Genomic DNA, 12683 nt, shown 5'->3' with positions numbered 1-12683 from the left:
GCGCCCCGGTATGGGACGCTTTGACAAATATTGTAAGCTGTGCTATTTACCTACGGGTTTATAATACTTCATAGCCTCCGGCATAAGCTCCCGCAATTTAGCGATACGTGTATCTTCGGCCGGGTGGGTGCTTAAGATTTCCGGTGGTTTTGAACTGCCGCCGGCTGCTTTCATTCTTTCCCATAAAGGAATTGCTTCCTGGGGATTATAACCAGCCATAGCGGAGAAGATCAATCCGTACCGGTCTGCTTCCAGCTCCTGTTTACGGGAGAATGGCAACAGAGCACCTACATTAGAACCAATACCATAAGCGCTCAGCAGTAAGTTCTGAGCAGCGGCGCTTTTATTGGCGATGGCGGTTTGCAGGGCTACACCACCCAATTGCTGAACGGTTGCCTGGCTCATTCTTTCATTACCATGTTTTGCCAGGGCATGGGCGATCTCGTGGCCTACTACAACGGCCAGGGCGGCTTCATTCTGTGTGATGGGTAATAAACCGGTATATACTACGATCTTTCCGCCAGGCATACACCAGGCGTTCACTTCTTTTGAATCAACGAGATTGTATTCCCATTTATAACCTTCCAGTTCCTGGGTAAGGCCTTTGGAGGCATAATACTGATTGATGGCAGCCACCAGCCTGGCGCCTACGCGGCGCACCATTTCGGCGTCTTTATTGGCACTGGCGCTAACCACCTTATTCTGGCTTAAGAACTGCTGGTACTGCTGGGAGGCCATTGATTGAATGTCGGCTTCGTTATAAAGGGAAAGCTGGTTCCTGCCCGTGATGGAGTTCTGGGAGCAGGAAGTTATACCTGTTGCCAGCACGGCAGCAATAATAACTTTATGCATAACTTGTTTCATTTCTATAGGTTTTCTTCTATTCATTTAAACAATCCTTATACCAAGCTCTTCGGCCTGTTTAATTCCAACTGCAAATTATGCAGATTATAACTGATTCTTTAACAAACTTATAAAATGAAAACGGCAACATCAAAATAATAAACAGGACATATTTGTATCCTAACAGGAAAGTGCAATAAAAGGTTGGAGGAATTTATTCTACAATCGCTTCATGAGTTAATCAGTTCATGAGTTCTTAAGTTATTCAGTTTCTAAGTTCTTAAGTCATTCACTTCATGAGTCCATGAGTTATTAGTTTCTATGGTCCGCGAGTTGTTAAGTTCCCAGGTTCATGAGCTAAGGCTCAGTAGCGAGCAGAAAAAATTGATCAACCATAAACAAAAAACGATAAACTATAAACCTGTTTAACTATCAGTAGCGAGCGCAAAAGGTTGAACAACTACAAACCACAAACCATAAACTATAAACCTGTTTATAGCGAGCCCAAAAGATTGAACAACCACAAACAACAAACCATAAACCACAAACCGTTATTTGTTTCTTCTGCGCTCTCTGCGGCGGTCACGGTACTTTAAGATAGGAACTTTGCTTTCGCTGCCACGTAAGAGGCGGGAGATATTCTTCTGGTGTGTAAGAACTACCAGTAAGGCCACCGCAATGGCAAAGGCCCGGTACAATGGCTCTTTTTCATTAAAGATCACCAGGATGAACACGGCGAAGGCAATGCTGGCAAGTATGGAGCTGAGTGATACGAAACGGGTGAGATATAAAACCAGGAGGAAAATGCCTACGCACAATACGGCCACCAGGGGCTGAATGGCGAGGATCATTCCAAAAAGGGTGGCAACCCCTTTCCCGCCCCGGAAATCGGCCCAGATCGGGAATATATGGCCTAATACAGCGGCTAAGCCCAGTCCAACCATAAAGTTGGTGCGCTCCCACTCATTGGCCCCGCTCATATAAAAAGGAAGTAAAATATACAGGCTGGTGGCGGCTACGCCCTTTAACATGTCAATAATCATGACAAAAGTGCCCCATCTGGAGCCTAAAACGCGGAAAGTATTGGTAGCACCGGCATTTCCGCTGCCATATTCACGGATATCGATTCCAAAAAACGCTTTACTAACCCAAACTGCTGTTGGAATAGAGCCGATCAAATATGCTATTACAATGAGTAAAGCTTCTTTCATTGAATAGTTGGTTGAAGTTAGATGACGAAAATATGGAAAAAAAGTTAATTAATTGGTAACTATCATGTTCTTGCTGTTATTATTTTTTTAACAGTAAACACATCCAATCTCCCCTTGTCTTACACGCCAGAACTGATAATCCACAATCAATAGCCGACTTTTCGATATCGGGTCTGTCCCCGATCAAAAGACCGCTCATTATTACAACGCCACCTAATGTTAAATGTTGTTTAATTGCCTGCATATTTGCAATAAGTACATGCTTATTGATATTGGCCAAGATTATGTCGAATTCCGTTGACATTTGTAAACTATCTGCCTGCGCTATGGTGATGTTTGAACAGTGATTAAGCGCTATATTTTCCTGCGCATTGTTAATGCTCCATTCATCATTATCAATAGCAAGCACCGGGTTGGCGCCCAGCCTTTCTGCCAGTATCGCCAATACGCCGGTGCCCGTTCCAAAATCAAGTACATTTTTACCGGTGAAGGATAGCTGCTGCATGGCCTGGATCATCAGGTGTGTGGTAGCGTGATGCCCGGTGCCAAAACTCATTTTGGGCGTAATGATGATCTCGTGCTGTACCTGTTGCAGGGGGGCATGAAAATGAGCGCGTATACCGCAGAATGCATCAATGATAACAGGATGAAAATGCTGTTCCCATTCCTCGTTCCAGTTGCGGGGTGCTATTACTTCTTTTGAAACAGAAGTATCTGTACCGGCGATCAACGCATAAGTATCCGGTTCATTAAATTGTTCTTCGGGTATATAGGCTGAAATAAAATGGATGCCTTCCTCAAATCCTTCATAACCCAGTTCACTTAATTGGGCGATCAAGATCTCCTGTTGTTCTTTTGTTACAGGCTGGAACCTGACATGTATATAATTCTGCATAGTTGAAAAGTTGGGGTGGTGGCTGTGCCACACTTTGAAAATGTGGCATGGCTCAAATAACACCTTAAATAAAAAAGGCCTGCAATTTTAGTTACAGGCCTTTGTATCATATTTGCCAATTGTCGAATAGCAAATTGCTAATGACTATGACGTTGGACTTTCAGGTTTTTTACCTTCTGGTTTTGGCATCAGGATCTTACGGCTCAGTTTGAACTTGCCGGTCTTATGGTCGATGCCGATCAGTTTCACTTTCAGCTTATCGCCTTCTTTCAACACCCCTTCCATGCTTTCGAGGCGTTTCCAGCTGATCTCGCTGATGTGTAACAAACCTTGTTTGCCAGGTAAGAATTCAACAAATGCGCCGAATTCCTTAATGCCTTTCACGGTGGCTTCGTACACTGAACCTACTTCAGGAACGGCAACGATGCCTTTGATCCAGGCAACGGCTTTTTCAAGCCCTTCCTTGGCCGGACTAAAGATGCTCACTTCACCGTAGTTACCAATTTCTTCAATATTGATGGTAGTTCCGGTTTCGCGTTGAATTTCCTGGATGATCTTACCCTGGGGCCCGATCACAGCACCAATAAATTCCTTGTCGATGAAGAGTTTTTCCATTCTTGGTGCATGTGGTTTCACCTCCGCTCTTGCTTCGGCGATACTTTCATACATGGCATCGAGGATGTGCAGTCGGCCGTTGCGGGCTTGCGCCAGCGCTTCACGCATGGTATCCATGCTTAAACCGTCTATCTTGATATCCATTTGTACACCGCAAATGCCTTCGCGGGTACCGGTTACTTTGAAGTCCATATCACCCAGGTGATCTTCATCGCCCAGGATATCGGTAAGAATGGCGTATTTACCATCGCTGGCGCGGGTGATCAAACCCATGGCCACACCACTTACGTGTTTGGGAATAGGCACACCGGCATCCATCAGGGCCAGCGAACCGGCGCATACGGTAGCCATCGAAGAAGAACCATTCGATTCCAGGATATCGCTTACGATACGAACGGTATAAGGATATTCATTACCCGGCATCATTTGTTTCAGTGACCGCATGGCCAGGTTACCGTGACCTACTTCGCGGCGGCCGGGCGCCCGCATCATTTTCACCTCCCCGGTTGAGAATGGCGGGAAGTTATAGTGTAAAATGAATTTGGTGTAGTCAGACGTGGCGGCGCTTTCTACCAGCAGTTCATCTAAAGGCGTACCCAAAGTGACCGTTGTTAAAGATTGCGTTTCACCACGGGTGAATAAAGCGGAACCGTGCGGCGAAGGCAGGATATCCACTTCCATGTTCAGCGGACGAACCTGGTCGAGCTGACGGCCATCCAAGCGGATGCGGTCATCGAGGATCATATTACGAACCACTTCCCATTGCAGGTCGTCGAAATATTTTTTAGCCTTTTTCTTAACATCATCTTCAGCGTCTTCGCCGAGGCTTTCGATCAGTTCTTTTTTCAGGTTATCGATCGCATCGTTCCTGTCGTGTTTGGCAGAAGCAGCGCGGGCGATCTGGTAGATCTTATCTTTGGCGAAATCGATCACTTTTTGTTGCAGCTCAGGATTCTGCTCGGGTTTGGTATATTCCCGTTTACCTTGAACGCCTACTTTGGCGCGCAGTTCTTCCTGGGCTTTGATCTGAATGCGGATCGCATCGTGGGCGATCTCGAGGGCTTTCACGAGGTCTTCTTCACTGCATTCTTCAGATTCGCCTTCCACCATCATCAGGTTCTTGCTGGTAGCGCCAATCATGAAATCCATGTCGGCATTGGCCAATTCACTGCGAGTGGGGTTTACGATGTACTGACCTTCTACGCGGCCTATACGCACTTCGGAAATGATCTCTTTAATGGGAATATCTGAAACGGCCAGGGCTGCAGATGCGGCCAGGCAGGCCAGTGCATCGGGCATTACTTCTTTATCGCTTGAAATAAGCGTTACCAGCACCTGTACATCGCAAAAATAATCTTCCGGGAAAAGCGGGCGCAAAGCGCGGTCGATCAACCGGCTCACCAGCACTTCATAATCGCTCAGTTTGCCTTCGCGTTTGAAGAATGAACCGGGGATACGGCCGGCGGCCGCAAATTTTTCCATATAATCAACTACCAGGGGAAAGAACTCCTGTCCTTCCTTGGGTTCTTTATTGGCAACAACTGTGGCCAGTAAGATACAATTGCCCTGGCGAACCGTTACGGCTCCGTCTGCCTGACGGGCCAGGCGGCCGGTTTCAATAGAAACCTCGCGTCCGCCCCCTATATCAAAAGTTACGCTAATTGGTTGAGAGAGCATATTCTAAAATTGTAGTTTATGGCAGCTGATATCCTTCGGCATAGGTGGGATGTAGAGCCGGAGATTCATCAGCGACCAGGTTATTAAAGCAACAAGTTCAGAAAAAAAAGTATAGCAAAAACAACTATTCCCAACCGACGTTCAGTTGGGAATAGTTGTTTATTATTATATACACTTATTTTCTGATGCCAAGTTTTTCAATTAAAGCGCGGTAACCTTGCAGGTTATGTTTGCTTAAGTAGTTCAGAAGGCGTTTGCGCTGGCCCACCATTGTCATCAGACCGCGGTGAGTAGAGAAATCCTTCTTGTTCTGTTGAAGGTGTAAAGAAATACTGTTGATGCGTTCTGTCAGCAACGCGATTTGTCCCTCTACGGACCCTGTGTTTTTAGCATCGCCACCGTATTGTGCAAAAATGCTTGAAACTTTCTCTTTTGTTAAATAAGGCATCTCAATTTGTTTAAAGACATCCAAAAATTTTCTTCTTAATTTGCCGGCAAAGGTATATAATAAATTCTATTTGAGTGGATAGGATGGGGATATTTTTTTTAAAAACACTATTTTGCGGCGGGAACCGTCACCGGTTTCCGGGGCCCAGGATTCGACCTCTCCGCCTATAATCAAGCTGCCTGCATGGCAGCGCCGGCAACCGGCAACTGGTAACTGGTAATTGGTGACAGATAAATTTAGTGATTTGCAAACATTTATATATCATTGCCGTTCTCAAACCGTATGAAACACCTCGTTTTCGCCGTCACCAACGACCTGAACTACGACCAGCGGATGATACGCATCTGTACATCCCTGGCCGAAGCTGGTTACCGGGTAAGCCTCATCGGACGGCGATGGGCTGCATCCCCTGCCCTCGTGCCGCGGCCCTTTCAGCAAAAAAGGCTGTTTTGCTTCTTCAGGACCGGCAAGATCAGCTACCTGGAATACAATCTGCGCCTCTTCCTCTACTTATTATTTAAAAAGGCCGATGCGGTTTGCGCTATTGACCTGGACACGATCCTTCCCTTTTATTTTATCTCAAAGCTGAAAGCAGTGCCCCGGGTATACGATGCGCATGAATTGTTCTGCGAAATGAAAGAAGTGGTCACCCGCCCGGCGGTATACCGGATCTGGAAAAAGGTAGAGCAATATACCGTACCAAAATTTAAATACGGCTATACCGTCAATGACGCCATTGCCCGGGAATTTTACCGCTTGTATCAGGTACAGTATGCCGTGGTGCGGAATGTGCCCGTTTTGTATCCCATTACGATACCCGATAAACCCGAGCGTTATATTATTTACCAGGGAGCCGTGAACGAAGGCCGTAGTTTTGAGACCCTGATACCCGCTATGAAACAGGTAAATGCCCGCCTGGTGATCTGTGGTGACGGAAATTTTATGCAGGCCGCCCGGGAACTGGTAAAGGAGCATGGACTTACCGGTAAAGTGATCTTTAAAGGAAAAATCCTGCCCGCGGAATTGCGGCAGTATACCCTGCAGGCCTGGGCAGGGGTAACGCTGTTCGAAAACAATGGTTTGAACAATTACCATTCGCTGGGAAACCGCTTCTTTGACTACCTGCATGCCGGGCTACCCCAATTGTGTGTTGATTACCCGGCTTACCAGGAAATAAACAATCAGCACGATGTGGCTGTTCTAATAAAAGACCTGCGCCCCGAAACAATAGCCGGGGGGCTGAATGAATTATTAAATAACAAAAAATTGTATAACCGTTTGCAACAAAATTGTTTACAGGCAAGAGAAGCCATTAACTGGCAGCAGGAAGAAAAAAAGCTATTGGAGTTCTATAAAAACATATTCTAGCCAGTGGAAAAACATTTACATATTATCTCATTCGACGTACCCTACCCTGTTGATCATGGCGGCTATTTTGATCTTTTTTATAAATTGGTAGCCCTTTATCAGCAAGGCATCCGTATCCATTTACATTGTTTTGAACACAAACGTCCACAACAACCCGAACTGGAACAGTATTGTGCGGAAGTACGGTACTATCCGCGGCAATGCGGCCACAAGGGTTTCTCGCATAAATTGCCTTATATCGTAGCTTCCCGCACCAACGCTCAACTGGAGGAAAGACTACTGAAGGATAGCTATCCCATATTACTGGAAGGCGTACACTGTACCTATCTGTTGCACGATGAGCGTTTCAATAACCGCAAGATCATTCTGCGGCTGCATAACGTGGAGTATAAATATTATAAGCAGTTGTTCCATGCCAGCCATTCTTTGTTTAAAAAAATGTATTACCTGAACGAAAGCAGGCTGCTGAAACAGTACGAAAAAGCCATTGCCAATAAAGGACTGGTGCTGGCTGTATCTGACCAGGATACCAATGTTTATCGCAAGGAATTTGGGGCGGAAAAAGTGGCCACGCTGCCGGTATTCTTACCCTATACCCAGGTATCGGCGCCCGAAGGGGTGGGTTGCTTTTGTTTATACCATGGGAATTTGTCGGTCATCGAAAACGAGCGCGCGGCCATCTGGTTAATGGAAAAAGTGTTCAATGATCTGAAGGTGCCACTGGTAATTGCCGGAAAGGCGCCTTCGCAAAGATTACAACGTATTGCCAATAATCACCGGAACACCTGCCTGGTGGCTGATCCGTCTGAACAGGAAATGCAGGACATGATCGGCAAGGCGCAGATAAACATCCTTCCATCCTTCAATGTAACGGGGGTAAAGCTGAAACTGCTGAATGCCCTCTTTAACGGGCGGCATTGCCTGGTGAATGAAGCTACGGTTCAAAGCACCGGGCTGGAACCGGCCTGCCATATCGGGGCGAATGCCAATGCTTTTAAGAGCCTGGTAGTACAGTTGTACCGGCAGCCATTTGCAGAAGAAGAGATCCGCCTGCGGAACACATTATTGCTGTCTACATTCGATAATAAGCGCAATGCCCAGCGGCTTATTCAATGGATATTTTAGCGTTATCGATCACCCGGCCTCTTTCGGTACGTACGGTACGGGCCGGGTATTTGTTGATAACGATATAGTCGTGGGTAGCCATTACAATAGCAGTACCATAATCGCGTGAGATATGGAATAGCAGCTGCATGATCTCATCGGAAGTTTCGGGGTCGAGGTTCCCGGTGGGCTCATCGGCCAGGATCAGTTTGGGCGAATTGAGCAGGGCGCGGGCAATATCAACGCGTTGTTGTTCGCCGCCGCTCAGCTCGAAAGGCATTTTAAAGCCTTTGGCTTTCAGGCCTACCTTATCCAGCACATCGATGATCTTTTCATCCATCAGCTTTTCGTCCTTCCAGCCGGTGGCCCGAAGTACAAAACGCAGGTTATCGTTCACGTTACGGTCGGTCAGCAGCTGAAAATCCTGGAACACCACGCCCAGGTTCCGGCGAAGGAAAGGCACTTTTTTCCAGTCCATCTCGCGCAGGTTAAAGCCAACGACAGTACCATCCCCTTCTTTCAGGCGCAGGTCGCCATACATGGTCTTTAACAGGCTCGATTTACCGGTGCCGGTCTTTCCAACCAGGTACACGAACTCCCCTTTCTGAACTTTGAAATTTACATCCTGTAAAACAAGATTATTCCCCTGATAGATGTTTACGTGCCGTAAGTCAATAATATTCTCCTGCATACTGATCCGTTAAGTTGAAACAAAAATAAGCAATTCGCTTCAGTTCTGTAGTTTGTGTTTTACCACCGCTATCCGGTATAATGTGAATAAACTCAGTTATGTATGTCGTTTTCCAGGTCTTAATTGCCCGAAAGGTCAGGCCTTTACAGCAGGGTTATAGGTTGGTTAGCAATGGCTGGTTTGGGCTGTAATATATTGTTAATTTTTTATGTCAGCAAGAGTGGAAGTGATTATCGCGGGCACTCAGGGTTCACCAGGCCTTTCCTTCGCAGCAACCCCTGTTTGTTTTGATACGAGAAATCAGGATATCCCGGAGATATCCCCGAGATATCCCGGACTTGTCCCGCTGTTATCTCGCCTTTTTTTAAGTCCGGCATATCTCCGCTTTAGTACAATTATACTATTTAGTTGTTTCTATAATACGTGAGAGTTGTCCCTGTTGCTATCGCAAACCCAATTTCATTCACAATAAACCCGTACACATGGCACTGTTAGATGGTACAATACAGATTACAGGTTCCCTGCAGAACCTCAGCTTTTACAAAATGCGTGGTACAAACAAGATCGTTGTGCGCAAAAAAGGGGGCCCTTCCAGAAAGCAGGTGAAGCATTCTTCAGCCTTTGCGAACACCCGCCGCAATAACAATGAATTTGGCGGCAGGGCTAAAGCGGTGCGGCATATAAAAGATATCTTGTCACCCCTGCTTTTCCTGGCTGATTATAATATAACCGGTCCATTAAATGCGTTGCTGAAACCCATACAGGAAATGGATCATGAAAGCGATTTGGGAAAGCGGCATATTTTGATCTCGAAGGAGCCCCGGTTACTGGAAGGGTTTACATTAAACCGGCGGTATTTATTTGAATCCATCGTAAGAACGCCTGTATCATGTCGAATGCAAAAAGAAAAAGGGTTGGTGACTATTGATATCCCTGCTTTAATACCAGGTATCAATTTTATAGTGCCGGGTAATTATAACTGGTACCAGTTTACTGCAGTGGCAGGACCAGTGCCCGATCTGTTTTTCACTGGTACCAGGTACAGAACTGAAGGAGATCAGTGGTATGGGCCCGAGATCACGAATACAGGGTGGTTGCCCGTGAACGACCCTGCTGCAGCCAGTCAACTGACGGTAAAACCCGACACAGCACACGGTTCCTGCAGCACGCTGGTTGGCCTGGGCATTGCCTTTGGCACCATGCAGCGCAACAATATTGAACCGGTAAAATATGTTGGCGCGGCGAAGGTGATCGGGATGGGATAATGGGTGTGGTCTCTCCGGCAAACATCCCAATTCCCTACTTTTGTGGCTTACAACAGCCTCCGTATCCCTTTGCAGTTAACGATTTGATCATTCGTAAAAGGGTTGCCATGCTGAAATACCACATCCTGTCTTTATACATTATTTTATGCCTGCCATCTTTTTTGTTTGCACAGCACACCCCCACTGTAAAGAGCGATGAACTTCCCCTTGTTACGGGCGTAGAACCGCAGCCGTTGCTGGCACAAGCCTTACGGTTAAACGAGGCGCTTACATTTTTGGGCAGCTCGCTGTCGCAGGCAGATATAAAACAATTGAATGCACTGCGGCAAAAGCCCCTGACCAGGGAAGTTGCCAGGCAACTGCAAGCTTTGCTCGACCCATATTGTATTGCGATGGTCAATATCAATCCCGAAGCGCGCGTTAAAGTGACCAGGGGACCGGCCATGGCGCGTTTAATGCAACATGGGTGGACGAGCTTCCTCGTGAAAGTGCACAATGAAGCCGGCGTTACCGCCCGGTTGAATGCAGAAAGCGTTCATGCAGAACCGGTACTGCATGTATCTACTTTTAACCAGCGCGCCATGGAGAAGAACCTGTTGACGGCCGGACAGGTAGCCAACCGCTTCCTGGAGATCAAGATGTATCAAAACAGGCCTTTGCTGGCCCAGCTCTCGGGTTTATTACTTGAATATGCCGTAGTGCAATTGTACAGTAAAGATGCCGGTCAACGCGAAGCAGAAATAGGATTTAATATCGGCCAGGGGACCCAGGATATTGGTTTCCGGAATACGATCAGCGTCTTATTCAACATTCTTCCTTCCGTAAAAGTGAAGCTGCAGGTGAAGGACGAAGACGGTTCCTCCACTATGGCTTCCTTTATTTTTTCCGATGGTATTGAACGTATCGTCGATGATTCGGTTACAGCCATCAACCGCTCGGACATCGATTACCGTTTCACCAGCGCCCAGCTGGAGTATTGGGAATCCTGGATGCCGGCTACAGGGTACAAAGTGCCGGCCAGGCTTACAGGCATTTATCCCCTGCCCTCCCGGCGGGTTGCCGCCTATGACGAATACCCGGATTTTTTCTTTCAACCCCAGGTCTATCGCCGTGATGGGGAACATGTGTTGCTGCCCCCGGGCAGGTATATGGTAAGTTTTACCCGCGGTCCGGAGTATACGGTGCAAACCAAAGAAATTACTATACCTAAAGGGGTTGATTCCATTCAACTTTCCTTTCAGTTGAAAAGGTGGGTGCATATGGCGCGGCTGGGCTGGTACAGCGCCGACCACCATGTGCATGCAGCCGGGTGCAGTCACTACGAGAGTCCGGAAGAAGGGGTAAAACCACCCGACATGTGGCGGCAGGTGCTGGGCGAAGATCTGGGCATTGCGGCAGTACTGGCATGGGGGCCCGGATGGTATCATCAGAAGCAGTTCTTCACCGGTACTACCGATACTTTATCAACGCCCGGCAATGTAATGCGCTATGATGTGGAAGTATCCGGCTTTCCTTCTTCACATGCCGGCCATGTGGTATTGCTGCAGCTGAAAGAAGACGATTACCCAGGCACCCGGCAAATAGAAGATTGGCCCAGCTGGACCCAACCCGTTTTACAATGGGCCCGCTCGCAGGGCGCCATAACCGGGTATGCGCATTCGGGCAATGGCCTGCAGCCGATGCAGGCAACCACATCGCTCCCCAACGATGTTACGCCGAAAATGGATGGCATCGGGGCCAATGAATATATTGTAACCGTTACGAAGAATCTGCTGGATTTTTACAGTGCCGGTGATACGCCTGCCCCCTGGGAACTCAATATGTGGTACCATACCCTTAATTGCGGCTTCAGGACCAGATTGAGCGGCGAAACAGATTTTCCCTGTGTGTATGATGAAAGAGTAGGCATGGCCAGAAGTTATTTTAAATCAGACAGCGTATTGAGTTATGCCGGTTATGTAAAGGCGATAAAAGAAGGCCGGTCATACGTATCGGAAGGCAACGCGCATATTATTGATTTTTCAGTGAATGGACTTGAAGCCGGCACAGGCAACAGTGAGTTACATCTGGCAGGCAAGCAGTCGGTGACCGTTCGGGCAAAAGTCGCAGCCATGCTTCCGGTGGAGCAGGATGAATATGGCGCTACGATTGCACATAGGCCCATCGACCGGCAGCCTTACTGGCATATTGAACGCGCCCGGATTGGAAGATCGAGGAAAGTGCCAGTAGAATTCATCGTGAACGGGATAGCGGTTGATACAACAGAAATAGTTGCTGATGGTCAATGGAAAGATCTCAGTTTTAATTACACTATCAGCAAACCGGCCTGGGTAGCGTTGCGAATATATCCGAGCGCTCATACAAATCCGGTATTTGTGGCGGTGAATAAGCAGCATGTGCAGCTGAAAAAAAGTGCGGAGTGGTGTAAACGGGCTGTGCAGCAGTGTTGGAAAATGAAACAGGGGAATATCAGGGCAGCAGAACGAACCGCAGCCGAAGCTGCTTACAAAAACGCCGAAAAAGTGTATGAGGAGATAATGAAGAAAGGACAATAACTTCCCCTTCA

General features: G+C 47.3%; 10 protein-coding genes. 4 read left to right on the top strand and 6 right to left on the bottom strand.

The window, feature by feature from the left end:
• Positions 1-42: 42 nt before the first annotated feature.
• The 5 genes from JT717_RS08220 to rpsO all read right to left on the bottom strand — a co-directional run bounded on the left by JT717_RS08220 (position 43) and on the right by rpsO (position 5689).
• Positions 43-864, bottom strand: coding sequence for a M48 family metallopeptidase (locus JT717_RS08220; RefSeq protein WP_205509717.1), 822 nt, complete (start codon positions 862-864; stop codon positions 43-45).
• 530 nt (positions 865-1394) lie between these two features.
• Positions 1395-2054 carry a glycerol-3-phosphate 1-O-acyltransferase PlsY gene (plsY, locus tag JT717_RS08215; protein ID WP_205509716.1) on the bottom strand — a complete coding sequence of 220 codons (660 nt, stop codon included), beginning with the start codon at positions 2052-2054 and terminating at the stop codon, positions 1395-1397.
• 79 nt (positions 2055-2133) lie between these two features.
• Entirely contained in the window at positions 2134-2949 is an 816-nt protein-coding gene (gene prmA / locus JT717_RS08210; protein WP_205509715.1) for a 50S ribosomal protein L11 methyltransferase, read from the bottom strand.
• A 144-nt stretch (positions 2950-3093) separates the two neighbouring features.
• Complete coding sequence (pnp, locus tag JT717_RS08205; RefSeq protein WP_205509714.1) at positions 3094-5241, bottom strand: polyribonucleotide nucleotidyltransferase; 2148 nt, start codon at positions 5239-5241, stop codon at positions 3094-3096.
• A 175-nt stretch (positions 5242-5416) separates the two neighbouring features.
• Positions 5417-5689 carry a 30S ribosomal protein S15 gene (rpsO, locus tag JT717_RS08200; RefSeq protein WP_205509713.1) on the bottom strand — a complete coding sequence of 91 codons (273 nt, stop codon included), beginning with the start codon at positions 5687-5689 and terminating at the stop codon, positions 5417-5419.
• 282 nt (positions 5690-5971) lie between these two features.
• On the opposite strand from rpsO, the gene JT717_RS08195 reads away from it, so the two are divergent.
• Together JT717_RS08195 and JT717_RS28775 are read left to right on the top strand one after the other, a co-directional pair.
• Complete coding sequence (locus JT717_RS08195) at positions 5972-7057, top strand: glycosyltransferase (protein ID WP_240347888.1); 1086 nt, start codon at positions 5972-5974, stop codon at positions 7055-7057.
• Between the two features lie 3 nt (positions 7058-7060).
• Positions 7061-8182, top strand: coding sequence for a glycosyltransferase (locus tag JT717_RS28775; protein WP_205509712.1), 1122 nt, complete (start codon positions 7061-7063; stop codon positions 8180-8182).
• Here JT717_RS28775 and JT717_RS08185 read toward each other — a convergent pair.
• On the bottom strand, positions 8163-8852 hold the full coding sequence (locus tag JT717_RS08185; RefSeq protein ID WP_205509711.1) for a cell division ATP-binding protein FtsE: 690 nt from the start codon (positions 8850-8852) through the stop codon (positions 8163-8165). The two genes, JT717_RS28775 and JT717_RS08185, sit on opposite strands and share 20 nt — an antisense overlap.
• 482 nt (positions 8853-9334) lie before the next feature.
• On the opposite strand from JT717_RS08185, the gene JT717_RS08180 reads away from it, so the two are divergent.
• Positions 9335-10117 carry a hypothetical protein gene (locus JT717_RS08180; RefSeq protein WP_205509710.1) on the top strand — a complete coding sequence of 261 codons (783 nt, stop codon included), beginning with the start codon at positions 9335-9337 and terminating at the stop codon, positions 10115-10117.
• 107 nt (positions 10118-10224) lie between these two features.
• Positions 10225-12672: a CehA/McbA family metallohydrolase gene (locus JT717_RS08175; RefSeq protein ID WP_205509709.1), complete on the top strand. Its 2448-nt coding sequence runs from the start codon at positions 10225-10227 to the stop codon at positions 12670-12672.
• Positions 12673-12683 lie beyond the last annotated feature (11 nt).

The sequence above is a fragment of the Longitalea arenae genome (assembly GCF_016924755.1).
Lineage (GTDB): Bacteria > Bacteroidota > Bacteroidia > Chitinophagales > Chitinophagaceae > Niastella > Niastella arenae.
The sequence above is the reverse complement of the archived record's forward strand: the minus strand, read 5'-3'. Positions and strand labels throughout refer to the sequence as shown.

Excerpts from the sequence above, each read along its gene's own strand:
- JT717_RS08175 (WP_205509709.1), top strand. The coding sequence starts at position 10,225 with ATGCTGAAATACCACATCCTGTCTTTATACATTATTTTATGCCTGCCA.
- plsY (WP_205509716.1), bottom strand. The coding sequence starts at position 2,054 with ATGAAAGAAGCTTTACTCATTGTAATAGCATATTTGATCGGCTCTATT.
- pnp (WP_205509714.1), bottom strand. The coding sequence starts at position 5,241 with ATGCTCTCTCAACCAATTAGCGTAACTTTTGATATAGGGGGCGGACGC.
- JT717_RS08180 (WP_205509710.1), top strand. The coding sequence starts at position 9,335 with ATGGCACTGTTAGATGGTACAATACAGATTACAGGTTCCCTGCAGAAC.
- JT717_RS08195 (WP_240347888.1), top strand. The coding sequence starts at position 5,972 with ATGAAACACCTCGTTTTCGCCGTCACCAACGACCTGAACTACGACCAG.
- JT717_RS08220 (WP_205509717.1), bottom strand. The coding sequence starts at position 864 with ATGAAACAAGTTATGCATAAAGTTATTATTGCTGCCGTGCTGGCAACA.
- rpsO (WP_205509713.1), bottom strand. The coding sequence starts at position 5,689 with ATGCCTTATTTAACAAAAGAGAAAGTTTCAAGCATTTTTGCACAATAC.
- prmA (WP_205509715.1), bottom strand. The coding sequence starts at position 2,949 with ATGCAGAATTATATACATGTCAGGTTCCAGCCTGTAACAAAAGAACAA.
- JT717_RS08185 (WP_205509711.1), bottom strand. The coding sequence starts at position 8,852 with ATGCAGGAGAATATTATTGACTTACGGCACGTAAACATCTATCAGGGG.